Source organism: Paenibacillus sp. J22P165 (assembly GCF_059692015.1).
In genome coordinates this window covers 71250-97657 of sequence record NZ_JCAUAP010000018.1, presented here as the reverse complement: position 1 = coordinate 97657, position 26408 = coordinate 71250, and the positions used below count along the sequence as shown (strand labels likewise).

Sequence of the window (26408 nt, the reverse complement as noted above, 5' to 3'; positions counted from 1 at the left end):
AGCGCCTTATGGAATACCGTACGACTAAACTTACATTTGAGAACATCAAGACGAATAGTGTAAAGACCAGAACTAATCTTGTCACGATCAAAAATATGGCGAGGCCGAATGAAGACATTCCTGTGCATTGGAAAGCACCTGAGGCTTTTCATGAGCTGGTGGATCAGGTGCTCCTGATGAGAAAACAAGGCAAGCCTGTCATTTGGTCGATGGGCGCACATGTCATCAAGAATGGGTTGTCGCGCTATATCATTGAGCTAGTCAAGGAAGGAATTATTACCCACGTTTCGGGAAACGGGGCGACAAGCATTCACGATTTTGAACTAGCTCTCATGGGGGAAACTTCGGAAGACGTTGCTCGATCCATCGAAGACGGCTCCTTCGGGATGTGGGAAGAAACGGGTCGCTATATGAACGAGGCGATTCGCGAAGGTGTCGCCAAGGGACTGGGATATGGTGAAAGTTTATTCGCTTATGTTGCCGCACAACCGGAACAGTTCCCGCATGTAGACGATTGTGTTTTTGTGCAATGTCAGCGCTATGGCGTGCCGTACACATGCCACATCTCCATCGGAACAGATATTATTCATCAGCATCCGATAGTCGATTTTGAAGCGCTCGGAACTGCGAGCGGCAGAGATTTTGAATCCATGAGCCGCTCGGTTAGTCAGATGAACGAAGGTGGTGTATTTCTCAATTTTGGCTCGGCCATCTCCGGTCCTGAAATCTTTCTTAAAGCATTAAGCTTGTCTAAGAATGTTGGGTTAGAAATGGCTAACATTACGGCTGCCAACTTTGATATCGTACCCGTTACCGGCAGCGTCATTCCGGAAGATTCAGATCCGGATTATTATTATCGACCGCGCCGAATTTTCATGGATCAGTTGAGCGAGATTGACGGCAATGGTTACTTGTTCCATGGACTTCATCAGGCAACGATCCCGTATTTTTTTCAGGCAATACGGAAGAGAAAACGGGAAATGGGCATAGATTTGCCACTAGATAGAATCACGAAAAATGTAAAACTACTCGATTTTCAAAGTGTTCAGCTATATCCAATTCAGGAAAGAAAGAGCAAGTTGAATGTGGAAGCCGTTCAGATTCTGGGAGAGACGCAAACGGAATGGGCCTCGGAAGAGTTCGAAGAATTCATATCGAGGTGGATGCTTGCGACAAGCCAGAAAAAGCATGTTTTAGTATCACTTGGGGGAAATGTCGTCGGCAGCGGTGTTACACCTTACTTGATTGATTTAATCCGCAAGGGTGCGATTACTCACCTCGCCGTCAATGGGGCCACATTGTTTCAGGATCTAGAGTTAGCCGCGTTCGGGCACGCTGAGGAAATAGAGGATGGCTCGCTTGTAACTGGCCGAAGAGGAATGTGGCAGGAGCCAGGACAGATGATTCATAGAGCTTTGGCCGAAGGTCGGGTATTGGGATGGGGGTATGGCGAAAGTGTCATTCGGTATGCTTCGAATCATTTGGATGATTTCCCTTATTTGTCACAAAGCCTAATGGGAGCGTGTATGGCAGCAGAAATCCCCTATACATGTCATATCACAATCGGAACAGATGACATCCAACTTCATCCTGACGGAAACTTTGCGGATCAAGGGCGTGCGAGTGGACTAGATTTTCAGGCGTATTGTCACAGTGTAGCGAATCTCGAAGGGGGCTTGTTTGTTAATTTTGGTTCGACGGTAACAGGACCCGAGGTGTTCTTGAAGGCTTTATCCATTGCAAGAAATCTTGGGAATCCAGTCCAGCAGATAACCACAGCAAATTTTGATATCGTTCGCTTAGGTAATTATCATAAGAAGGTTGGTTATGAGGACTGGGATTATTACTATCGTCCACGAAAAAATATCATTCACCGACCGACCAGCTTAGGAGGCAAAGGGTATCATTTTGAAGGGCTTCATCAAGTAACGCTTCCAAATATTTGGAAGAAAATAACTTGTGTACATTCTCAAGAGGGGGCTGACTGAGTGCAAGCTGTGAAAAAAGATGATGACAGATGTATGGATGAGCCGCTCTCTCGCGAAACGCTGAACGCCATTTTATCCGACATCTCGAAATTAAAGATCGGCGTCATCGGAGACGCATGTGTGGATATGTATTGGCATGCTGATATGACCAAAAGTGAGCTCTCACGAGAAACGCCTCATCACCCCTTGCCGATTGTAGAGGAAAGCTTTTCACCTGGAGCGGCAGGTAATGTGGCCCTCAATCTGAAGGCGCTGGGCTGTCAGGAGGTTTCGATCTGTTCAGTCATTGGGCCCGATTGGCGAGGAAATATTTTGCGTGATTTGTTTCTAAAGTCTGGAATAAAGAACACCTATCTGCTGGTCGATGACAACTGGATCACGCCTGCTTATTGCAAACCGATTCGATGGGGACTCCAGAACGCGAAGCAAGAGGATGCCAGGATTGATTTCATTAATATGAAGTCTTTGGATGATAAACAAATGGAAAATCTTCTCGAGAAAATCGACCTCATTATGGAATCATCCGATGCAATTGTAGTAACTGATCAATTTAAGTGTGGCATCATTGGTGCAGAAGTTCGCAAAAGGTTAACCGAATGGGCACGACGTGGCAAATTAATTGTGGTTGACAGTCGGGATCGCATCGGACTTTTTGAGGAAGTCATTGTCAAGCCGAATGAGGTGGAAAGCTTAAAGTGGCATCGCCCTGACGACGAGTTGCCTACATCAACGTGGGATGATTGGATTGAAGCTGGTAAGAAGCTATCCTTTAAGAATAGCGCTCCCTGCTGTATGACGCTCGGAGAACATGGGGCGATTTGGTTTGACAAGGAAGCGTATATTCATGTACCGACCAAACCTGTCGATTCACCAATTGATATTGTTGGGGCAGGGGATTGTTTTGCTGCTTCTCTGCTCTGTGTGCTCGCTATGGGGTTACAGGGACCTACTGCGATTGCCTTTGCGCATCTCAGTACAGCGGTTGTTTTGAAAAAGCTGGGGATGACCGGAACGGCCAATCCAGAAGAAATTCGTCACAGGTACGATGCAATCCGTATGATTACATAATTACATATAGCAGAAGATAGGAGAGATTAAATGAGCACGACGACAAGATCTACCATTCGGGCTGTTTTGTTTGACTTCGACGGAACAATATCCACTTTGCGAGCGGGTTGGGAAGAGATTATGGCGCCATTTATGAAAGAATGTATTCTAGGCCCACATAAACTGACTGAGGAACAGGAAAAAAGCTTAGAAGCGGAAATTGATGCGTATATTCAGCAATCTGCAGGCATCCAAACCGTGCTCCAAATGGAATGGCTTGCTGAGCAAGTACGAAACAAAGGCTGGAATCTAGTCGGCTGGAATGCCTGGGATTACAAAGCAGAATATAACCGTCGTCTACTCGAGCAGGTGAATAATCGCATTCGTAAGCTGGAACAAGGTGAGCTATGTGCAGATGATTTTCTAATGAAAGGAGCCATCCCTTTCCTAGTTGAGCTTCAGAATCGTCACATTGAGATGTACGTTGCAAGTGGGACTGACCATCCCGACGTCCTCCATGAAGCGGAAGTGCTGGGTGTTCGGCCTTTTTTTAAAGAAATAGCGGGTGCCCCTGTCGGTCGAGCCGACTGCTCCAAAGAAAAGGTAATCAAGGATCTGCTGGAAGAGAAAGGCTTTACGGGAGGCGAGTTGGTTGTCATCGGCGATGGGAAGGTAGAGATTCGACTAGGTAAAGAGAATAATGCCCTGACCATTGGATTGGCAAGCAATGAGGTTAACCGTGAAGGAATCGATTCGATTAAAGAAGAACGGCTGTTGAAAGCGGGAGCCGATCATATTGCAGGTGATTATTTAGATCTTCAGTATTGGTCGAAGTGTCTGAGATGGTAGATGAATCAAGGCAGCAGAATCCGATACATGCAACGGACTAAGCCATTCCTAGGAATGGCTTTTTTGGTGTTCCACGATGGAATGGTGGGAGAAATATGAAACATAGGCGGAAAAATGGAACATACCCACTAGGCGTTAAATGGTTCATGATCTAGCCATTTGGTGATATTCATGACTTTCGCGCGGCGCGTATACTGAGATTGCGCCATCGAAATAGAAGGGGGCTTTCCAGGGATGAAGAAAATCAAAATCAGTACGTACTTTCCGCTGAAAAACAAATTGTTTATGAGGATTTTGCTCTATTTCTTGTCGCTTTTGTTACCAATTCTGGTCATTGGCTCATTTGTATACATCAATTTCAGCAATAAGGCGAAGGACGATTTTAAGCTTAAAATAGAAGCGAATTTACAATCGTCCGCTGACTTTATTGATATTTATTTGCAGACGGCTCAGCGGTCGAGTGTAAGCTTTTTTTACGATAAAAACATCATATCGCTTTTGCTTCCGTTCAATATGTACAGCACGTCCGACAAAGTAAAACTGCCTAATATCTCTTACACGATCTCCAGGATTTCTGGTGATATCGGAGACTTAATCGATAATTTATTTGTTTATGTGGATGACCAAAAAGTATATACGAAGGATGGCGTAGAGGATTTCAATTATTTTTTCAACAGCATCTATCGATTTGATTCTTATGACACCAGCTATTGGAGAAGCCGAAACAATCGGGACACTTATTTGGAGCTGCTCAATCCTTCTAAGGTCGTATTTAATCAATCATTCGAAAAAAACGCGATTCCTTTTGTGTATTCAAATATCGTGAACGGCCATCAGGCCAATCTGGTTTTGACAATTTCTGTGGAGAGGATTGCCAGGGCTATTCGAGAAAATGCCATGTTTTCAACGACACGTTTTTTGCTCTTAGACAGCAATGATCATCTCGTTTGGAACGGCATCGGAAGCGGCAACGAAGAGAAGACGCCCCCTTTATTCACGAAGGAGCAGTTAAACAGTGGGGAAGTGACAGTGAAGGGGAAGCCTTATTTTGTCTCACATATTGCATCAGGTGTGTATGGGTGGAAATATTATTCGCTCACGCCGGTCGTCGAATTTACAGCGCAAACTACGAATCTATTCACCATGTTTGTGGTGATTTGTTTGCTTCTAATTAGTATTGGTTGCGTTTTATCTTTTGTTTTCGCTTTTAATCTTTTTAATCCAATTAAAAAAATTCAAGATATTGTGCTTAACGAGGGAAATGAGCCGTCGACCTCATGGATGTCGCCAAACGGTAAGCGGGAGACCGAACTGGATCGGATCGGAATAGGGATACATCAAATCATTGAGAAAAACAATACCTTCAAGAAAAAGCTCGACAGCATGTCCTTGGAATATATCGACCATATGCTGCTGCATGTCATGACAGGAAGCAAGCCTGTTAGCGAACAGGAGCTGGGCAAAATTGTACGGTGTGATCTGTCCTTTAAGAAGGATTACTTTATTTGTTGTACGATCAACTTTTCTTATAAGACTGACTTTTATAATGAAATCCAAGACGTCGAACGGTTAATGATCATGAACAAGATTAAAAAAATTATAGAAAGTCTATTAGGCAAGTATTTGCCTAATTATGTATTCGAAACGAAAGAAAACGTGTATGTGTGTCTAGTTAATACGGATGAGCCGGAAGGAATGAATGACTTCAGGAGAGCGCTGCGCGCTATTATCGGAGCATTCCAGCATGATGCCAGGTACTGCAGCATTCAGATCGGCCTTGGTAATGGTTATTGTGGTCTTGATGGCATTGCTAGATCATATGCCGATTCGGCAGCTGCGTTGGAAGCCGCTGATCGCAAACCAGATTTTCTCATCGCCGAGCTACCAGACCCAGCCAAAGTAAAGACCGGTACGCTGAATAAATCTGATCAGTTAGTTAGTACGATCGTTCAATATATCCAAAACCATTATCAACAAGATCTCTATCTTGAGAAAATTGCCGAACATATGGGGGTTTCTTCAAAATACATATCCAAGGTATTTAAGGAAAAGACAGACACGAACCTTACGGATTATATCAGTATTACGCGCATTAATAAGGCGAAAGAAATACTCGAGAGTACGAATATGAACATCAGTGAAATTTCGGAGCGGGTCGGCATCTACAGCAGAACGACATTCATCCGTTTGTTCAAGAAATATGAAGGTATTACGCCTAATGAATTTAGAAAAGCAAGTCGAACCTAAGGCTTCATGCGGAGAGCTGATACAGTCTGTGGGAGTAGTGAAACAGGGTGTTTATAGTTGGCTAGATGAAACAAAAATGCATGTATTGGACGTTTTGATTCGGCTGCAAGCGTGATACAACTAAGTCAACTCAAACCGAAAGGAGGTATTCGTATCAGGCTGATTCGTCAAAACAAATATATGTATCTAATGATGATCTTACCCATGCTGTACTTTGCACTTTTTAAATATGGTCCTCTATTCGGACTCTTGATCGCCTTTAAGGATTACAACGTTTTCCAAGGCGTCTGGAACAGCGAATGGGTGGGAACCAAATACTTCCGAGAGTTTTTGTCGGACCCTTATTTCTGGAAGCTAGTACGCAACACCCTTTTAATGAATTTATATTTGATTATTTTCTTTTTCCCAGCTCCCATTGTTTTGGCACTTCTGTTAAATGAACTCAAAGTACAGAAATTCAAAAAAATTGTACAAACGGTTAGTTATTTACCACACTTCCTTTCCACCGTGGTGATTTGCGGAATGCTCGTCAATTTTTTGACCAACGACGGGTTGATCAACCGTATTCTAGGGGGACTCGGATTTGAGAGAATTCAATTCCTGCTTAAACCTGAGTGGTTTAGAACGATTTATGTCAGCTCGGAAATTTGGCAGGGACTCGGTTGGGGAGCCATCATTTACTTGGCGGCGCTCACTGCGATAGATCCTCAGTTGTACGAGGCTGCTACTATGGACGGGGCCAACCGCTGGAAGCAAGCATTCCATGTGACAATTCCAGGTATAGCGCCGGTCATTACGATTATGTTTCTGCTTAATCTAGGTAACATCATGAGCATCGGATATGAAAAAATATTACTGCTTTATACCGGGCCGACGTATGAGACAGCGGATGTTATCTCTACATTTGTATATCGCAGAGGTCTTCTTGGAAGCGATTTCAGCTTTGCGACGGCAGTCGAGTTTTTTCAATCCATTATTGTATTGATCTTTGTAGTTACAGCGAATTATATTTCCAAAAAAGTAAGCGAAACCAGCCTATGGTAGAAATGAGAGTGACCCCTATGAGGAGAAACAAAGGGATCGCACCCTTGCTGTTTGACGGAGTTAATGTGTTCTTAATGCTCATACTCATGCTGGTGACGTTGTATCCCATTTATTACATGGCGATCATCTCCGTAAGCGATGGGTTTAGTGTGGCAAGGGGGGAGGTGAAGTTTTTTCCGTCCGGCTTCAACTGGGAGGCCTATAAAACGATTTTGGAAGACCCAACGATCGTCCGTTCCTATGCCAATACGTTCTTGTATACCACATTAGGTACAGCGATTAATCTTGCCATGACAGCCTTATGTGCCTATCCGCTATCTCGTAGTCATGTTCCTGGAAAAACATTGTTTACCGTACTTATTGTGTTAACGATGTTTTTTCACGGTGGAATTATTCCTAATTATTTGGTAGTTCACAATTTGGGACTGCTGGACTCGATCTGGGCGATTCTGCTGCCTCCAGCCATTAACGTATGGTACATGATTATGATGCGGACTTTTTTTTCGGGTATTCCCAAAGAAATAAATGAATCCGCTCTCATGGATGGCGCGAACGATTTGATTATTTTTTTACGCATTGTTCTCCCTCTTTCCGTTCCGGTTTTAGCAACGATGACGATGTTTTACGCGGTTTGGCATTGGAACAGCTTTTTCCCTTCGATGATTTATTTGGATAATCAGAAACTGTTTCCCATCCAAATCATCATGCGTAAAATCGTTGTCGCTGGGCAGATGGGCAACCAGAGTATGGCGGCCAGCGGCTCGGAGGTTGGGGGAATGGTCACTGCAGAAACGATCAAGTACGCCGTCATCATCATCACAATTACACCGATATTGGCCATCTATCCGTTCATTCAGAAGTATTTTGTCAAGGGAGTTATGGTGGGGGCTTTAAAGGGTTAAACGCCAGCAACTAAATTAAATAATGAAATGGAGCGAATGAAATGGCAAATAAAAAGAAACAGGTTATTTCTTTGATTTCCACCTTGGCACTGACATCCGCAGCATTGCTCGGTTGCAGTACTTCACAGCCCGCAGCTGAGACGAAACAACCGGACGCCACAAGCCAGCCGACTGCGGATTCGAAGAACACAGGAGGCAAGCTGCTTGACAAACCGATGACGTTAAAGGTTGCGATGCCGGATGCTGCAAGCCAGCCCCTTGTTCTGGATTCGCCTGCCATTCAGGAAATTAACAAAAAGACCAATGTCAAGATTGAACTGCAAGGTACGCCCGACACGAACTATTCGGAAAAATTGAAAACGATGCTGGCCACAAACAATATCCCGGACATTGTAAGAATCGCTAAAGCTAACTTGCCGGACGCCGTTCCGATGCAGAAGGCTGGAATGTTCCTTGCCGTAACCGACTATTTGGATAGTGCGCCCAATTTCAAAAAGGTGATGGACCAAAACCCAGAAATCAAGAAATTGATGGTAGATGGAAAGCTGTACGGGTTCCCAGTAATGGGGAAATGGAAGGTTCGTTACGGGCAGCTCCCGCTGGTACGGGACGATATTATGAAAAAACTGAATTTGCAGGCACCGACTACATTTGACGAGCTGTACCAGGTTTTGAAGAAATTCAAGGAAGCTTATCCGGATTCGTATCCGCTGACCTTCCGCAATGGTATCAAGAACTTCCTTCCGTATATGGCATATGCGCTGGGCTCTGGTTATACGATTTACTTCGATCCAGATATTAACGGCGGCCAATATGTGTATGGCCCTGCGCATTCGGAGGACTTCAAGCCGGTGCTCACTTATTTCAACAAGCTATACAGCGAGAAGCTGCTAGATCCAGATTATGCGATCAATACCCAGCAAACATGGCAGGAGAAACTGAGTACCGGCAAATCCCTCTTTTATTACGACAATAATACGTTCGCGCTTGGGTTTACCAAGACGCTTCAGGCTAAAGATCCGCAGGCTAAATTCGAGCAGATTCGTATTATGAAAAACTCGAAAGGCCAAACCCGCAATTACGAGTACGCGAAAGACTGGTGGCACCTGTATGCGGTGAGCTCCAAGGTGAAGGATCCGAAGGAAGTCATCAAATTTATGGATTGGATGTACAGCGATGATGGTGTAAAGGTAACCAACTACGGCATTGAAGGAGAGCAATACAAGCTGGAAAACGGTAATCCTGTCGTGCAGGACAGTGTTCTGAAAGCCTATTTATCCAAAGCGGATCCATTCCATGCCATGCAGTCCGCAGTGGGTACTGGATTACTGGCATTCGCTACGTATGTCGATGAAAAACCGCTTGTTGCGATTTCTCCTCCTGAATTGGAAAAATGGAGCAAGCTGATGGATCAGGATAGCAAAGGCTATTTCCAAAATCCATTGCTGGATCCGCCATTCACGAAGGAAGAAACGGATAAATTAAAACAGCTGAGAACGCAAGTGGATACATCGGTTGAGCAGGAAATGGATAAATTTATTATGGGTACGCGCTCTTTGAACGAATATGAAGACTTTGCCAAGCAGTTAGTCAGCAAAGGTGCACTGGAAATTGAGAAGATTTATAACGAGGCAAATGCCCGCTTGAAAAAATAATGTTTGGAGGCTTGTATCCATGATTTACGATCATATTCGAAATGCTGCACTATACACCGGTTTAAATGAGAAATTTGCTGCTGCCTTCGATTATTTGAGCAGCAATAACGTGCTCGAGATGGAGCCTGGTAAATACGAAATTCAGGGATCTGAGTTGTTTCTGCTTCTTCAAAGCTATGATACAAGACCGGAAGATCAGGGCTTCTGGGAAGCGCATCGAAGCCATATCGACATCCAAGTTATGCTTGAAGGGACAGAACGAATGGGAGTGGCGTATGCAGGCCGCTTAACGGTAACGGAAGATCACCTGGATGAGAAGGACTATAAGGTGTTGGTGGGAGATGGAGATTTTGTGGATGTAAAAGCGGGATGTTTCACAATTTTTTATCCCGACGATGCCCATATGCCTTGCCTCTCTCCAGCCGAAGGCTCTCAAATGGTGAAAAAAGCGGTATTTAAAGTAAAAATTTGATGAGGTGAACTATGAACAGTCGGGAACTTTTAACTCAGATGAATGAAGGAGGCCGCATCTACGGGACGTTGATTATATCAACGTCTCCCCGCTGGCCTGCGGAAGTAAAGAAACTCGGTCTAGATTTTGTTTTTTTGGATACGGAGCACATGTCCATGGACCGCGATCAGCTTTCATGGATGTGCCGCACATACGCAGCGCTTCAGATCGCTCCAATTGTTCGCATTCCTTATCCGGATCCTCATCAGGCAAGCATTGCAATGGATGCCGGGGCAGCTGGTATCGTCGCGCCATATGTGGAAACCGTGGAGCAGGTTCAAGCGCTGAGAGGTGCAGTTAAGCTGAGGCCCCTTAAAGGGCAGAAGCTGCAGCGGATTATAGAAGGCAGTGAGACGCCGGAGCCGCAGCTCGCTGAATATTTACAGGATTTTAATAGAGAAAATATATTGATTGTGAATATCGAAAGCAAACCAGCGTTAGATGCATTGGATGATATTTTAGCTGTGCCAGGACTGGATGGCGTGCTGATCGGGCCGCACGATCTATCCTGCAGCTTAGGTGTTCCCGAGCAGTATCGGCACCCGATATTTGTGCAGGCTATCGAGACGATTATCCGCAAAGCGAGAGCCGCAGGCGTCACAGCTGGCATTCATTATTTTTTTGGCGTGGATCAGGAGATCGAGTGGGGGAAGCTGGGCATGAACATGTTTATCCAGGCTTCCGATATGACAGCATTTGTGGACAATATGACGCGCGAGCTTCATGAAATTAAACAGGCGCTAGGCGATGCGGCACACAATGCCGAAAACAGAATTCATATTTAGTCATTCATGTGAAAACGAAACAGGAGGGACCAAATGAGCCGCAATCAACAATCTGTTATTCAGAATACCGCTAACTTGGACTTATCGGACGCTATGTTGCTGATTCCCAATGGGTTAAGTGCAGTAGAAGCAAAAGCGATTACTGTTCTGATTGAAGAAGTGGAGAAACGAACGGGCATCACCCTGTCGGTTACAAATAAACAGCCGGAAGGAAGCAACCCTGTCATTGTTGCGGGAACCCGTCAGGCGCTTAACGAACATATCCAGCCGTTTGCTGCTGCTCTGCAGCAATTGGAAGCTCCCGGCAAAGAGGGCTATTGGTTGCTGGGGCAGCAAGAGGATAAGCCAGTTGTCCTGATCGTTGGCGAGGATGAGCGAGGTCTATTGTACGGCATAGGCAAATTTCTTAGAAAAGCAAATCTGAAGCGTCAATCGATCTTGGTAGATGCCAATCTATCCATCTCGAGTACGCCTCAGCAATTATGCAGAGGACACCAGCTGGGATACAGGCCTAAGACGAACGCATACGACGCGTGGTCAGTTGAGCAGTTCGAGCAGTACATTCGCGAACTTGCCTTATTCGGTGCCAACAGCATCGAAATTATGCCTCCGCGTACGGACGATGACCCGACGGGCCCGCTAATGAAGGTAGATCCGACGGAGATGATGATTCGTTTATCAGAAATCATCCATTCGTATGGTCTGGATACCTGGGTTTGGTACCCGAATATGGCGGACAATTATGCGAATCCAGAAACGGTTCAAGCCGAGCTGGCGGAGCGGGAAGAGATTTTCAGTAAAGTGCCATATATTGATGCGGTGTTCATTCCGGGGAGCGATCCCGGTGAACTTGAACCCGACCTATTGTTTGAATGGTCAGAGCAAGTCGCTGGACTGCTGCGCAAATATCACCCACAGGCTAAGCTATGGCTTTCCCCACAGGTGATGTCTCACGAATCGAAGCGATGGCTGGAAGGATTTCTCGCCAATGTTCTATTGGAACCTGAATGGCTTGGCGGAATTGTGTTCGGACCGCACGTAGATATTACCTTGCCGGATCTGCGCCGAATCGTGCCTGACCAGTATCCGATCCGCCGTTATGAAGACATTACGCATAATTTCCATTGCCAGTATCCTGTGCAGGACTGGGACCTTGCCTATGCCTTGACGCTAGGCCGTGAAAGTATTAACCCGAGACCGCTTGCGCAAAAGCATATCCACAACCTGCTGGAGTCCTACGCTATCGGTAATATTTCGTATTCCGAGGGCATCAATGATGACGTCAATAAATTTATCTGGAGCGACCAGGATTGGGACTCGCGGACACCGGTCATTGAAACGCTGCGCGACTTTGCTCGGTTATTTATCGGAGCTGATTATACAGAAGGCGTTGCTCAAGGGCTGTTGGCTTTGGAGCGGAATTGGGAAGGACCACTGATTGCTAACGAGACGGTTGATGATACGCTGCGGCAGTGGCAGTTGATGGAGCACTCCGCACCTCCGGAGGTAGCGAACAACTACCGTTTCCAAATGGGGCTGCTTCGCGCTTACTATGACGCATATACCAGACGGCGTTTGATTTATGAAACGGAGCTGGAGAAGGAAGCGAAGGATTGGCTGAAAGCTGCCTCGACAGTGGGAACAGCCGCAGCGATAGAACGAGCCGAAGCTGTCTTGCAGAAGGCGACGGTTGCACCAGTTGCTGCGCAATACCGTTCACGCTGTTGGGAATTGGCTGACGAGCTATTCAAGAACATTGGCGCGCAGCTCTCGGTGGTCAAGCATCATGCAATCGCGTTAGGTCGGGGGGCGTTCATGGACGCCATTGATTTTCCGCTGAACGATGCGATGTGGCTAAAGTCACAGTTTACTTCCATTTTGAAATTAGAAAGTGAAGCGGAGCGTCTGGAAGCAGTGCATCAACTGATCCACCGCACGAATCCGGGACCTGGAGGCTTTTACGATAATTTGGGCTCTTATCAAGGATGGCAGCGGGTTCAAAAAGCGAAGGGCTGGGAGCTTGATCCGGGGTATCTCGAGTCGCCAAGAATGGCCCCTGCCATTTATTTACTTCAAAATGAACGGACGATAGCACCGGGGCATATTCCACCATTGGCCGCTGTCCGACATGCGAATACACTTGCCGATACCGAGCTTTCACTAAGCTATGAGCATCTGGATCCTGCTTGTTCCTACACCATCAAGGTGAATTACGTGGGAGATACCATCGGGGAACATACCAGAGATTATCGCGTAACATTGACAGCGAATGGTGAATGCACGATTCATGAGAACGTACTTGTGAAAGAAGGGCAGTGCACGTTAATCGAATCGTTGATCCCACAAGAGGCATTGAGCAGCGGTACGCTCAACCTCACCTTCAAAAGGATTAGCGGATTTAAACGGTTGAACGTCTCGGAGATATGGGTTATCCCTAACAGCCCTATCATGGCTAAGACTCTATAAGCGAAAATGTTCTAGCACGATATTTAACAGGCTCCCTCCAATTCACGATAAGGCTGATGTGAGTTAAGGGGGCCTTAACTTTCCGGATTTATCGTATCCTGCGGCAAGGAGTGTTCAATTATGACGTCATTTTTGCAATCCATTGATCTCACATGCGCTGTAATCATACGTTCAACTAGTGCTTCGGCTCATGAGAACAAAGCCATTCACGTATTCATTGAAGAAATCGAAAAGCGAACTGGAATTACCTTGCCTACTAATCACAACACGATCACGCATGCCCAAGTCCCCAGAATCATCATCACATCGGATACCTCGCTTGAAAATTTAATGAAATCCAAGCTTCCATACTCTGAGCTGCTTAGCGAGCTGCCTTCTCCGGGGGCAGAAGGATTCCGCGTTGCAGTGGAGACACAAGCCGGCAAACCGCCGGTTGTATGGGTTGTTGGCGCCGATGCGCGCGGTGTGCTGTACGGTATAGGCAAGCTGCTACGCGAGCTGCAACTGACGCCTGGTCGGATTCTGCTGGATTCGCAGCTGCACATATCCAGTACCCCTGCCATGAAGCTGCGTGGTCATCAGCTCGGATACAGACCCAAAACGAACGCCTACGATGCATGGTCAGCGGAACAGTTTGAGCAGTATATCCGCGAATTGGCCCTATTTGGGTCCAACAGTATCGAGATTGTGCCTCCTCGTACAGATGACGAGGCCACAGGCATACATATGAAGGTGCCTGCTCTGGATATGATGATTGGGCTGTCTGAAATTATCGATTCCTACGGTCTTGATGTGTGGATCTGGTATCCGAATATGGCAACCGATTATAGCGATCCGGAAACTCTTGCATTCGAATTGACAGAGCGGGAGGACATATTCCGCAAGCTGCCTAGAATCGACCATATTTTAATTCCTAGCGGTGATCCGGGACATATCAAACTGGATGAATTTTTTAGATGGACGGAACAGATCGCTGGTTTATTAAGAAAATATCATCCCCAGGCCAAACTATGGTTCTCACCCCAGCACCCCCAGCCTACGGATGAGTGGGTACAGGGGTTTATGGACGGGGTGAACCGCAAGCCGGAATGGCTCGGAGGTGTAGCACACGGACCCTGGGTGCGACAGTCGCTGCATGAAATGCGGGAGATGCTTGATGAGGAAATTCCGATACGTAATTACCCGGATATCACGCATAACTTTGCCGCTCAGTTCCCAATTCGGGAGTGGGATCTCGCGTTGGCCATGACGCATGGGCGTGAAAGCATCAATCCTCGACCTGTGGCGATGAAACAGATCCATAACCAAATCTGCGCCTATACGACCGGCAGCGTTACTTATTCCGAAGGCATCTATGATGATGTAAATAAGTTCATCTGGGGGGCTCAAGACTGGGATCCAACCACGGATGTTGCCGTCACGCTTCGCGAGTACGCACGGTTCTTCTTTGGAAATGATTACACAGAAGCGATAGCAGGAGCCATCTTGGCGTTGGAACGCAATTGGACTGGGCTGCTAATTGCAAACAATGGCGTAGAGGCTACGCTCAGACAGTGGCAGGACATCGAGGACACCGCTGGGGCTGCCGTACAGGATAATTACCGATTCCAAATGGGCTTGCTGCGCGCAAATTATGACGTCTATATTCGACGGCGCCTTCTACATGAAACCGATCTGGAGCTGCGAGCCGTCTCCGTTCTGGAGGACGCCCCCAAGACGGGCGCCTTGCTCGCTTTGGCTGAAGCGGAATCCATTCTGAGCCTTGCCCGTACCGTTCCGGTTGCACAGAAGCAGCGCCAAGCCTGCGAAGAAATCGCTGAACGTCTATTTCAATCGATTGGGGCTCAATCGTCCGTCGGCAAATATCACGCGATCGCCTGGGATCGGGGGGCATTCATGGACGATATCGACCAACCGCTTAATAATGCAGATTGGCTGCTAGCCCATTTCGATCAAGCTCGGCAATTGACGAATGAGTGCAGTCGGTTAGAGGTCATCAACAAAGCGATACGTCGAACGGATCCTGGTCCTGGCGGTTTTTACGATAATTTGGGTTCCGCCTCAAGCTGGGAGCGTGTGGTCATGAGACGTAGCCGGGAGGAAGATCCAGCGTTCGAAGATTCGGTGTTTACTGCTTACTGCGTGCACTTCCTTCATCTCACAGAGCAAAGAAAGCGGGAAATCGGTCCTGTTCCGCTGGCCTGGTTGACACAGCTGACTACGTTCTATAAATCCCCGCTCACACTAAAATATGAGCATTTGGACAATACCTGTGATTACATTCTGAAGGTAACCTACAGCGGATTTATGACCGCACGCAGCGGGCCGATGCAGCTGATAGCCAATGATCGTTATGTTCTTGCTGAGGGTTTCCGTGTGAGCGTGCCAATTCTGCAGCAGGAGTATTTCGTTCCCAGTGAGGCTATTATAGAGGGTCGGCTTCTCCTGTCCTGGCATACAGCTCCAGATCGAGTAGGCCCTTATGCCGCTGAGGTTTGGTTAATGAGAGCGGGGGACCGATCAAAGGATCTTCCGTCTTTGCAAGAGGCGCCACATTTAGCTGAAATTCACCGTGCTTCATTTAATGGCACGATGGGATAGCACGATTGCATGTTAAGAAAAGGAGAGAGGCATGATGAAGCACACCGTATGCAACGGGGTACAAGTGATCGATATTTCCGACGCTAGCATTTACGCAATGGAATCTATGCCGGCTAGAGGAATGACCGCTGTAACGATTATGGTCGAGGAAGTTGAAAAACGAACAGGAATTCGAATTCCCGTGGTGGATACGCCACCTGCAGATTCTCGGCCGCTGATTATCATTAAATATGTAAACCAGCTGCTTGAGAAAGCGCCTGATCCGGAGAGTTTCAGAATATCCACGGATCAAGAGGGCCGATATACGATTACGGTAGAAGGCGTTGATGATAGAGGTGTTCTGTATGGAGTAGGGAAGCTGCTTCGTTTAATGTACCTCACCGAAGCTAGTATTAAGGCTCCTTCCATGATCAGTCTCTCTGAAACACCGCATTTCCCTTTGAGAGGGCATCAGCTTGGATACAGACCCAAAACCAATGCGTATGACGCTTGGACACCAGAAATTTATGCCCAGTACATCCGAGAACTAGCCCTGTTCGGAGCCAACAGTATTGAAATCATGCCACCAATTACGGATGACGATCGAACTGGTCCCCTGATGAAATATGATCCTCTCTTTATGATGCAGCATGTATCGGAAGTATGCGACGCTATGGACTTGGATGTCTGGATTTGGTATCCAAATATGGGTTCCGAAGATAATTGGTATCCAGCTTCTGGCAGCGATGAGGAGTTTATGAAGCCCGAGTACCTGAAGTTGCAATTGGCAGAGCGTGATGAGATTTTTGGCTCAATGAAAAGAGTGGATCATGTCTTTGTACCCGGCGGAGATCCGGGTGCGTTAAGCGCGCAGGATTTATTCGATTTTATGGCGATGCAAGCCGAGGTGCTGCATAAACATCATCCCCAGGCTAAGTTGTGGGTTTCCCCGCAGGCCTTTAATCCGACGGATGAGTGGCTGAATGTATTTTTTGAGAATGTGCGCAAAGAACCAGAATGGCTCTCCGGGGTTGTTTTTGGACCATGGGAAAAACACTCCCTGCCTGAGCTTAGAAAGCTTGTTCCTGAATCTATAGCCATTCGAAGCTACCCTGATATTACGCACAGCCTTAGCTGCCAATATCCGGTAGCGAATTGGGATACGGCTTTTGCAATGACGCTCTCCAGAGAATGCATTAACCCGAGACCGATAGCTCAAAAACACATTCATAACTCAACGAAGAACGATGGGATTGTCGGCTCCTTAAGTTACTCTGAGGGCATCAACGATGATGTGAATAAATTTGTGTGGAGCGGTCAGGATTGGTGCCCGGATACACCAGTGCTCGATACGTTAAAAGAGTATGCCCGGTACTTTATCGGTCCGGAATTTGAACATGGGTTTAGCCAAGGCTTGCTTGCGCTGGAGCGTAATTTCGAAGGGCCTGTGGCGACAAGCCACCAAATTCCGGTCACATTAAAACAGTGGCTGGCCATGGAAGCAGTGGCTGACGACAAGGTTAGGAACAATTACCGATTCGAGCAGGGCTTACTGAGAGCGAACTACGATGCTTATATCCAAAGAAGATGGATACATGAAACGGAGCTTGAGTGTAAGGCTATGGATGTTTTGGCTCAAGCTGCTGAACTTGGCACTTTGAAGGTCATGGAGCTTGCGGAACAAATACTAGATAAGAAAGTTACGGAACCTGTATGCATGGATATTAAATTGAAGTGCGACGAGCTGGCCGACCGGCTGTTCGAGCATATCGGAGCGCAGCTAACCGTGGAGAAGCATAAAGCCATCGGAGTGATCCGTGGCGCGTTTATGGATGGCATTGATCTACCGCTAAACGACATGGCGTTCCTTAAAAATTGTTTTGCAATCATTAGACAAATGCCAGATGAAGATGAGCGATTTTCCGCGCTTAACGACAGTATTATGAACCGAACCAACCCCGGAATTGGCGGCTTTTACGATAATTTTGGATTCAATCATTCTTTGTCAAGAGTTGAATTTGCCCATTCGTGGGCCGACGATCCGGGCTTCTTGAACACAGCGCTGCTGAGGCATAACCCAGCTCTTTTACAAGGAGTATTGAGGACCTCATCGACTACCACCTATACAAGAGTTTGTAGGGAAGCGCTGCAGCGTATTTTACCAGGGTTAACTTGCCCGCCTTTAGCCTGGGTCACTTATCTGAATGCCTATTACTCGGCACCGATCAAGGTGACTTACGATGATCTGGATCGACACGCATCCTATGTCATTAAGGTGATGGGCCTGTGGGGTGGTCGGGTTCGGATGCTGGTTAACGGGAATTATGTCGATGATGTGCAAGTGAAGTATCGAGGCTTGTTGGATGAGTATCTGGTTACCCCAGATATGATTTCTGATGGCAAAATGGAGATCGTCTGGATGAATGAAGAATCGGGCGTAGGTCCATACATTAATGAGCTATGGGTCATGAAACATGAGGGACAAAAACTATGAGGAAGGATCGACGATATGAAGCCGAAAGTACTCATAACAAGAAAAGTACCTGAGAATGCTCTTGCTGCTTTGCAGGAAGCCTATGAGCTGGTCGTGTGGCCAAGGGAAGATGAACCAGCGCCAAGAGCTTTTCTCGAAGAGCATATCGTGGAGGCGGAAGGCCTTTACTGTCTGATCACCGACAAAATCGATCAATCCCTAATGGCTCTTGCCTCAAAGTTAAAGGTGATCAGCACGATGGCTGTCGGTTATAACCATATCGATATCGCCGAAGCCAATCGACGGGGGATTCTGGTGACGAATACACCGGAGGTTTTGACTGAAACGACAGCGGATTTAGCGTTCGCGCTTCTGCTTGCCACGGCTCGCCGACTTGTGGAAGCATCAGATATGTTGCGGAACGGCGAGTGGAAGACGTGGTCTCCCATGCTCCTCACCGGACAAGAAGTGTATGGCGCCACGCTCGGTATCGTTGGTATGGGCCGGATTGGTGAAGCGGTTGCTCGGCGGGCACGTGGCTTTGATATGCAGGTGCTGTACCATAATCGCAATAGGAAGCCAGAAGCGGAAAAGATCTACGGGCTCGAATATGCGGACCTGGACCGATTGCTTGAAGTTTCCGACTTTGTCCTGCTGCTGATGCCGTATACGCCAGAGACAGTGAACATGATTCACATGGAGCAGCTACAGAGGATGAAAAAAAGCGCTGTCCTCATCAACGTTGCGCGAGGCGGTATTGTCAACGAGGCTGACTTGTACGTAGCTTTACGCGATGGAACGATCTGGGCGGCAGGTCTTGATGTGTTCGAAGAGGAGCCCGTCAAGACGAACCATCCGTTGCTTACGCTGCCGAACGTGGTCACGCTGCCGCATATCGGAAGCGCAAGCATTACAACTCGGATGAAGATGGCACACATTGCAGCGGAGAATTTGCTGCAGGGTCTGGGGGGGCAGCGCCCCAAATTTCTGGTCAATGCGGAGGCGTGGAAATAATTTGGTAGTAAATGGTTTCATGAGTAAGAGAAACCAGACACTTGCATCATAGCGGATAAATGAATCATGCTCCGAAAAGCGGAATAACGGTGCTATAAAACGCCAATTTGGATATTCAAATGCTCAAAAATGATGTGCTAATATCTTCGTGTAAGGCAAAAGGAAATGAAAGGAAGGGCAAGGTTGTAAGAAACAATAAGATTTAAAAGGGAAGAAACAGGTAGTAAGGGTACTGTATTAAACATTATGAAAGGACGTGACTCCGTTTGAAGAAGATGAAACGTTTTAGCCTCGTATTATCTCTAATGTTAATGTTTAGTATGTTAAGTTCTGTTGTTGTGGTTGCTGCTGCGCCGGAAGGCATTACCCATGCTAGAATGATGCCCGTCGACACACTGGCGAATCACGGTTCAACGATGGTCGAATTGCGAGATGGTACGCTTTTCTCTGTATGGTTTAACGGAAACGGAGAAAGAGATGGGAATTTAACCAAATTAATCGGTTCTCGCTCGAAAGATGGCGGGAAAACATGGACAGAACCATTTGTTGTTTATGATACATGGGATTTCCCAGATAACAACCCGGTTCTTTTTGTAGATAGCACAGAAAGACTTTGGTTGTTCTACGGCGTCATATACAACGGACAATGGGTATCCACGCAAACGAAGTTCATGTATGCCGATAAGGGCAGCTATGAGTATAACGCTCGTAATGGCGGCAACGCGAAGTGGCACTATCCACAGCCGATCTATACGAATGTTGGGGACGGCATGGTTGGCGAAGGTAAGTTTACAAATGGACAATGGACTTACGGCATCAAAGGTGCTGATATTAAGTTTGTAAAACCAAGCTCAGTGGGTACATCTGTGTCGCAAGCGACTTATTTGCCCCCATCCAGTTATGTACCAGTAACTTCATTATTTAACAACACAGATACTCGATATATTACAGACAGCTTTGTAGTCTCGATGAGAAATAAATATGATCAGTACGTTACATATTTGAATACCGCCAAGCCTTACGATGATGTCTATGCAGGTAGAACAGCTGAAGTCGTCAATTTGCTCACCACTGGCGTCTTTACTCCGAATGGTACAGGTGGTTACACCAAATATGAACCGCCAATTATTAAAAATTCAATTGAACGTGCTTCCGGTGCAGATAATAACGTGAACACATGGGGGCCGATTTACCGCAGATTGGGCTGGCAAACGAAAAATAAACCGATTGAAGTCACACTTGCAGATGGCGTGACTAAACGATTAATTTTGCCGTTGTATTCAGATTCGTTGTCCAATTCAGTTTGCGCATATACCGATGATCACGGCATCACATGGAAATTTAGTGACCCAATTGTGGGATCAGGTACGATTCAAGGCTCATTGATTCAAAAGAATGATGGCACGATTCGTGGTTATTTTAGAAGCGGTAAGCTAGATGGCAGAAACGGACGCATGGCATGGCACACAACATACTCGGAGTCAACGGATAACGGCGTAACATGGAGTGTTCCGAAAGTTGATCCTTACTTGAAAAACGATGGTGGTTTTGAACTTTCTAAGCTTCCAAATGGTAACTGGTTGATTGCTACCAATCAAGAAACCGCACGCGGTGCTGTGAAGGTTACACAAGACGGTAATCGGAGTTCTTTCAGTTTATTGCTTTCTTCCGATGAAGGATTGACTTGGAAGCCGATCATGATTAAGGATGGCATGAACAATGGGGAGACCTATGAATATCCATCGGTTGTCGTCGACAAAGCTGGAAATGCTTTGATGAACTACACTTATAAAACACCAGCAGGCCCAACAATTGGCTTCTCTAAAGTCGCAAACACCGAGATTGGGACGTTATTTAATTCTGTAACGACAGCAACTTACGGCGCTGGACTAGCGATGACGAATGACAGTATGACAAATTTACCTACTATTGAACTGAGCGTAAATGGAACTACGACGCTTAAGTACAGTTTAACGATTGGAGGAGCAACCTCCGATGCAGCACTCAACACACTGACGTTGACTTCAGATATGCCTTCTGTAGCTACTATTAACGCTACGACTGGTGTTGTGACTGCACTGAAAGCAGGAACTGCCATGATAACGGCTGTAAGCAACCAATACGGGACAATTTATAGATGTATCATTAAAGTTAACTAAGTTATCCATGGGAAGGAGTAATGTAGATGAAAAGGAAGTTCAAGTTACTAACTACACTGACTGTTTGTGCGGCGATTTCTGTAACAAGTCTAGTTCCTGCTGCCTTGGCTGCTCCTACGGGAACATTTAGCTATTCAGATAAAGCTGTAAGTATTTTCAACCCAATCAAGGATAATGGTGCTGCTGGTGACCACATCCACGGATCTAGTATTGTTGAGTTGCCAAGCGGAGAGTTATTATGTGTCTGGTTTCAGGGAAATGGCGAACGAGATGCGACTACGACACGGATTATGGGAGCACGATCAACGGATGGTGGAAAAACGTGGTTGACACCGTTCGTAGTGACGGATGCCCAAGATATTGCTGATATTAATCCTGTCGTTTATGTGGATTCCGGCGACCGTCTCTGGTTTTTCTGGTATCCCGTATTGGCGGGCAGATGGCAAACTTCCCAGCCTAGATACGCTTATGCCGAAAAAGGCAGTTATGAGATTACAGAGGTTGGAAATGTAGCGCCGAATTGGAGATTTTCTGAAAATGTAGGGATTAAACTCGGTAAAAATATTGGCGGTGTTGTCAATCCGGAAAGCCCTGATGACAATATAAGTCTGTCACTGGATGATAGACCTGGGGCAATAACAAGACCTTCTTGGGCGACAGCGCCTGTTGTAGCGCGCCCTGAGTTGGCCAAGGGTTTTGTAAATACGATAAAAACCAAGTTTATTGAGCAAAAAGAGTATTTGTTCAAACCTGTTGCAGATGGCGGAGCAGGTATGAGCCGTAGAGTTAATGAAGCTGAGTTTGATGGTCTAGTTGGGCAGACAATGCAGCTTATTGGCGGCGACCCAACGAAGTATCTGTACGCTCCGACTGTAGCGGACGTCATATATCAAGACCGTTCAGGTTACCCATACGCCCGTCGTCTCGGCTGGCAAACCAAAGATAAACCATATGAGGTCGCTATTGGCAACGGTAAAGTTCGTTTAATTTTACCCTTGTATTCAGATGTCGTTGAAATGAGCATTATGGCATTTACAGAGTATGATCCTTCCAAACCACTTACAGACAACTCGGTTCGTTGGGAGATGAGCGAGCCCATCGTAGGGGTTGCCAACATTCAAGCAACAATGGCTCAAAAGAAAGACGGCACGATTGTAGCTTATATGCGTGATAATGGTCCAAGACCTTATCGAGTAGTAGCTTCTGAATCGAAAGACAAAGGATTGACGTGGTCAACAGTCAAGGACGTTCCTGAACTACAGGATCCGGGTGTAGGACACGATCTTCTTCAGCTGAAGAATGGCAATTGGGCATTCGTTCACGTGGATACGGAATCGAACCGGAACACGTTGGCTGTCGCTCTATCAGATGATGAAGGGAAAACGTGGAAATACAGAAGGCATCTTGCCCTAGATACAAGAGAAAGTGTGGGAAGCTACCATTACCCTGCCATTACGCAAGGAGACAATGGGGATATCCTGATCAGCTTCAGCCGGTTTTTCTCAAAGCTTGATAAGGACTCTGCAAATCAATCCTTGGAAAGTTTTAAAAATATTGCCTTCTCCAGAATTACTGAGGACTGGATTAAACAAGGTGATTCTGTAAACATCATCAGAGAATATGAAAGCTTTGATCGTGAAATTGCTGTTCCTGCTTCATTTAATATCAGCTCGGCGTCCGATAGTCAGATTAAAGCGCTGTTTCCAGCAACAGTGAAAGCCTATACCTCCTATAAAAGTGGAGCGGCGAACGGTGTGCTTCCTTCTGTTGACTTGCCGGTGAATTGGGATATTGCAGCAATTAAGGCCAATTATAAACTTGATGCTTTAATTACCAACATTACTGGGGTTGTTGATGAAACCAAGCTTCCGCAGGGTGTGACAAGCGATATGCTGCCGTTCTTCAAAGTACCATTGCGCGTGTATCTCTACAATGCAATCCCTGCACAATCGGTACAGCTTGATAAAACGACACTTTCATTGGTAAGAGGCAGTGAAGCAAGCCTAGTTGCTACCGTATTGCCAAGCACTGCAAGCAATAAGGCGGTTCTGTGGAGCTCCAGCGATAGTAATATTGCTACTGTCGATGCGTCAGGTCTTGTGAGAGCGGTGAATTCAGGTACAGCTGTGATTACGGCGACAACCGTAGATGGTCATTTTATATCGACAGCGAGTGTAGAGGTTAAGCTGCCATCAGGTGGTGGATCATCTTACACACCTCCGGTGGTGCAGCCTAAGCCAGAGGAACCGAAACCCGAGCAGCCGCAAGAGCCTGCTAAGCCAGTTTTCAGTGATGTAACAGAAGCTTATGCATGGGCGCAAAAAGCTATCGAAGTGTTGGCAAGCAAAGGAATTGTTAACGGAACCTCGGATCAATCGTTCTCGCCTGAGAAAAATATTTCGAGAGCTGATATTTTAACAATGGTTGTGAGAGCGCTCAATTTGAAGGCAGATGTGAGCAACAACTTTGATGATGTGAATAAGGACGACTATTTTTATGAAGCAATTGGTATTATGAAGGCTCTTGGAATTACGAATGGCGTTGGAAACAACAATTTCAACCCACGTGAGGAAATCAGCAGACAAGACTTGATGGTACTAGTTACTAGAGCTCTGCAAAAAACAGGGAAGTTGTCCTCGGTAACTGGTAGTGAAGACGCTTTACAATCGTTTAAGGATGCAGCTAGTATTGCGGAGTATGCGAAAGAAAGCGTCGCTGTACTTGTCAAAGCAGGAATAATTGAGGGCAGTGATAACTTGATTAATCCGGAAGGTAAAGCAACAAGAGCAGAAGTGGCAACTATCGTTTATCGCGTTTTACAATTGCTTTAATAATGAAAGAGACCGCTTCCCTAGCTGGAAGCGGTCTTGTTGTTTTCCAGGGGATGTCCACGTGTCCATGTTGACTTTTTGCATCATAGCGGAGAAATGAATCATGCTCCAAATAGCGGAGAAACGGTGCTTTAAACGCCATTTCGGATATTTAAATGCTCAAAAATGGTGTGCTATGATCCTCGTGTAAACAATCCAATTACATGGGAGGATTCATTCGATGAAAGCAAAAAAGGGGATTATGGCAGTAACTGGTTCATTATTAGTGCTATCAACTGTGCTTAGCGGTTGTGGAAGCAGCTCAACGACATCAACGAATAATTCGGCAGCACCGGCAACGACGGGTGGTACGGCAAGCACGCCTGTATCGGCTGAACCACTATCATTGACTTGGATGAGGTATGAACATGCTTCGCAAGCAATCGTAGCCAATTCCAAAGCTGTACAGGAAATTGCCAAGCGTAAAAATGTGAAACTAAATCTGCAAAGTGTTCCTCAAAGTAACTACGATGATAAAAAGAAAACGTTAATCGCAACGAATACCCTGCCTGATGTGATGCTTGTTAAACAAGATGATATTCAGAATTTTGCCGACACAGGCGCATTCCTAGATTTGACTCCTTATTTGGATAAAATGCCAAATCTGAAGAAAGTTATTTCCCAACAGCCTGAAATCAACAAAAACAAAATTGACGGCAAGCTTTATGGGTTCCCGCTAGTCGCGAATTGGCAGGGGGTTGGCGGCCAGCTTTCGATGATCCGTACGGATCTGCTTGATAAACTGAGTTTGAAAAAGCCAACTACGTATGATGAATTGTATCAAGTGATGAAGAAAATGAAAGAAGCGAATCCGGATTCCTATCCATTTACGGCTCGTGCTGCAAATGGACTTACAGGAACAGAAAATCTAATCAATCCAATTTCCTTCGCATTTGGCAGCGGATACACAACCTTTAATGGAACGAAAGTGTACTACGAGCCGAAAGATAAGCAATACAAATTCGGTCCAGCAATGCCAGAGTTTAAAGCTGCTATCACATACTTGAATAAACTCTACAAAGATAAGCTTCTTGATCCAGATTATGCAACAGCTACATCACAAATTTGGCAAGAAAAACTAAACTCAGCAAAATCCTTCTATTTCCAAGATAATAATGGTTTCGCAAGTACGTTTAATATTAACCTGCAGAAGAAGGATCCGAATGCGAAGTTCGATATGTTGGATACGATGACATCGCCGAGCGGTGCAAAGCGTAACCTGATCTATGCACTTGGCCACTTGTCAGAATCCTATGTCATTAATGCAAAAGTAAAAAATCCTGAACAAGTTGCTCAATTCATGGATTGGTTCTACTCCCCAGAGGGAATTGAAGTGACAAACTTCGGTATCAAAGGCGAAGATTTCACTGGCGAAAATGGCACTTACAAATTAACTGATGCTGTGGTCAATAAATACAAGGACAGACAACCAAGCGCGATTTATGCCCTGCAATCCGAATATGGCACTGGCTACCTGGGGCTTGCTCTGAACAATGATGATCACTCTGGATTACCATTTAATTCCAAAGAGTGGATGGATTGGAACACGAAAGCATCGAAAGCGTTGGATGCAGGCGAAAATGTACAATTCGTTAACGACCCGCCATTTACAAAAGAAGAACGCGAGAAGCTAAAACAAATCCGTACACAGCTTGACGCTCACTTAGCTCAAAACATGGATAAATTTATTGTAACCGACGGTGCACTTAATGATTGGGATAACTTCGTTAAACAACTCAAAGCAAAAGGTGCAGATGATATCGTCAAAATTTACAACGATGCCTTAGCCCGCGTGAAGTAAAGTTTGAAGCTCATGCA

General features: G+C 46.0%; 16 protein-coding genes. All 16 read left to right on the top strand.

From position 1 onward, the window contains the following. Positions 1-8: 8 nt before the first annotated feature. Positions 9-1988, top strand: a complete 1980-nt coding sequence (locus tag AC58QM_RS31800) for a GSU2086 family protein (RefSeq protein WP_497288763.1) — start codon at positions 9-11, stop codon at positions 1986-1988. Next, entirely contained in the window at positions 1989-3056 is a 1068-nt protein-coding gene (locus AC58QM_RS31795; RefSeq protein ID WP_497288762.1) for a bifunctional heptose 7-phosphate kinase/heptose 1-phosphate adenyltransferase, read from the top strand. It begins immediately after the preceding gene. A gap of 30 nt (positions 3057-3086) precedes the next feature. Next, the gene (locus tag AC58QM_RS31790) at positions 3087-3884 is read left to right on the top strand and encodes an HAD family hydrolase (protein WP_497288761.1); all 798 of its coding nucleotides are present in this window, start codon (positions 3087-3089) and stop codon (positions 3882-3884) included. 234 nt (positions 3885-4118) lie between these two features. Further along, positions 4119-6131, top strand: a complete 2013-nt coding sequence (locus tag AC58QM_RS31785; protein ID WP_497288760.1) for an AraC family transcriptional regulator — start codon at positions 4119-4121, stop codon at positions 6129-6131. A gap of 204 nt (positions 6132-6335) precedes the next feature. Continuing rightward, positions 6336-7175, top strand: a complete 840-nt coding sequence (locus tag AC58QM_RS31780) for an ABC transporter permease (RefSeq protein WP_497288759.1) — start codon at positions 6336-6338, stop codon at positions 7173-7175. A gap of 17 nt (positions 7176-7192) precedes the next feature. Continuing rightward, positions 7193-8077 carry a carbohydrate ABC transporter permease gene (locus tag AC58QM_RS31775; protein ID WP_497288758.1) on the top strand — a complete coding sequence of 295 codons (885 nt, stop codon included), beginning with the start codon at positions 7193-7195 and terminating at the stop codon, positions 8075-8077. Positions 8078-8118: 41 nt separating this feature from the next. Further along, positions 8119-9732: an extracellular solute-binding protein gene (locus AC58QM_RS31770; protein WP_497288757.1), complete on the top strand. Its 1614-nt coding sequence runs from the start codon at positions 8119-8121 to the stop codon at positions 9730-9732. Positions 9733-9751: 19 nt separating this feature from the next. After that, positions 9752-10204, top strand: a complete 453-nt coding sequence (locus tag AC58QM_RS31765; protein WP_497288756.1) for a NanQ anomerase/TabA/YiaL family protein — start codon at positions 9752-9754, stop codon at positions 10202-10204. 11 nt (positions 10205-10215) lie between these two features. Then, on the top strand, positions 10216-11028 hold the full coding sequence (locus AC58QM_RS31760; RefSeq protein ID WP_497288755.1) for an HpcH/HpaI aldolase family protein: 813 nt from the start codon (positions 10216-10218) through the stop codon (positions 11026-11028). 33 nt (positions 11029-11061) lie between these two features. Then, the gene (locus tag AC58QM_RS31755) at positions 11062-13494 is read left to right on the top strand and encodes an alpha-glucuronidase family glycosyl hydrolase (protein ID WP_497288754.1); all 2433 of its coding nucleotides are present in this window, start codon (positions 11062-11064) and stop codon (positions 13492-13494) included. Between the two features lie 120 nt (positions 13495-13614). Continuing rightward, a complete protein-coding gene (locus AC58QM_RS31750; RefSeq protein WP_497288753.1) occupies positions 13615-16095 on the top strand; it encodes a hypothetical protein in 2481 nt (826 codons plus the stop codon). A 31-nt stretch (positions 16096-16126) separates the two neighbouring features. After that, entirely contained in the window at positions 16127-18568 is a 2442-nt protein-coding gene (locus tag AC58QM_RS31745) for a hypothetical protein (protein WP_497288752.1), read from the top strand. Positions 18569-18583: 15 nt separating this feature from the next. Beyond that, positions 18584-19561, top strand: a complete 978-nt coding sequence (locus AC58QM_RS31740) for a 2-hydroxyacid dehydrogenase (RefSeq protein ID WP_497288751.1) — start codon at positions 18584-18586, stop codon at positions 19559-19561. A 275-nt stretch (positions 19562-19836) separates the two neighbouring features. Beyond that, positions 19837-21720, top strand: a complete 1884-nt coding sequence (locus tag AC58QM_RS31735; RefSeq protein ID WP_497288781.1) for an exo-alpha-sialidase — start codon at positions 19837-19839, stop codon at positions 21718-21720. A 26-nt stretch (positions 21721-21746) separates the two neighbouring features. After that, complete coding sequence (locus tag AC58QM_RS31730; RefSeq protein ID WP_497288750.1) at positions 21747-24551, top strand: exo-alpha-sialidase; 2805 nt, start codon at positions 21747-21749, stop codon at positions 24549-24551. A gap of 220 nt (positions 24552-24771) precedes the next feature. Further along, positions 24772-26391, top strand: a complete 1620-nt coding sequence (locus AC58QM_RS31725) for an extracellular solute-binding protein (RefSeq protein WP_497288749.1) — start codon at positions 24772-24774, stop codon at positions 26389-26391. Positions 26392-26408 lie beyond the last annotated feature (17 nt).

Coding starts and splice junctions, on each gene's coding strand:
- AC58QM_RS31780 (WP_497288759.1), top strand. CDS start 6,336: ATGCTGTACTTTGCACTTTTTAAATATGGTCCTCTATTCGGACTCTTG.
- AC58QM_RS31765 (WP_497288756.1), top strand. CDS start 9,752: ATGATTTACGATCATATTCGAAATGCTGCACTATACACCGGTTTAAAT.
- AC58QM_RS31790 (WP_497288761.1), top strand. CDS start 3,087: ATGAGCACGACGACAAGATCTACCATTCGGGCTGTTTTGTTTGACTTC.
- AC58QM_RS31760 (WP_497288755.1), top strand. CDS start 10,216: ATGAACAGTCGGGAACTTTTAACTCAGATGAATGAAGGAGGCCGCATC.
- AC58QM_RS31775 (WP_497288758.1), top strand. CDS start 7,193: ATGAGGAGAAACAAAGGGATCGCACCCTTGCTGTTTGACGGAGTTAAT.
- AC58QM_RS31750 (WP_497288753.1), top strand. CDS start 13,615: ATGACGTCATTTTTGCAATCCATTGATCTCACATGCGCTGTAATCATA.
- AC58QM_RS31735 (WP_497288781.1), top strand. CDS start 19,837: ATGAAACGTTTTAGCCTCGTATTATCTCTAATGTTAATGTTTAGTATG.
- AC58QM_RS31730 (WP_497288750.1), top strand. CDS start 21,747: ATGAAAAGGAAGTTCAAGTTACTAACTACACTGACTGTTTGTGCGGCG.
- AC58QM_RS31770 (WP_497288757.1), top strand. CDS start 8,119: ATGGCAAATAAAAAGAAACAGGTTATTTCTTTGATTTCCACCTTGGCA.
- AC58QM_RS31800 (WP_497288763.1), top strand. CDS start 9: ATGGAATACCGTACGACTAAACTTACATTTGAGAACATCAAGACGAAT.
- AC58QM_RS31740 (WP_497288751.1), top strand. CDS start 18,584: ATGAAGCCGAAAGTACTCATAACAAGAAAAGTACCTGAGAATGCTCTT.
- AC58QM_RS31755 (WP_497288754.1), top strand. CDS start 11,062: ATGAGCCGCAATCAACAATCTGTTATTCAGAATACCGCTAACTTGGAC.
- AC58QM_RS31725 (WP_497288749.1), top strand. CDS start 24,772: ATGAAAGCAAAAAAGGGGATTATGGCAGTAACTGGTTCATTATTAGTG.
- AC58QM_RS31745 (WP_497288752.1), top strand. CDS start 16,127: ATGATGAAGCACACCGTATGCAACGGGGTACAAGTGATCGATATTTCC.
- AC58QM_RS31785 (WP_497288760.1), top strand. CDS start 4,119: ATGAAGAAAATCAAAATCAGTACGTACTTTCCGCTGAAAAACAAATTG.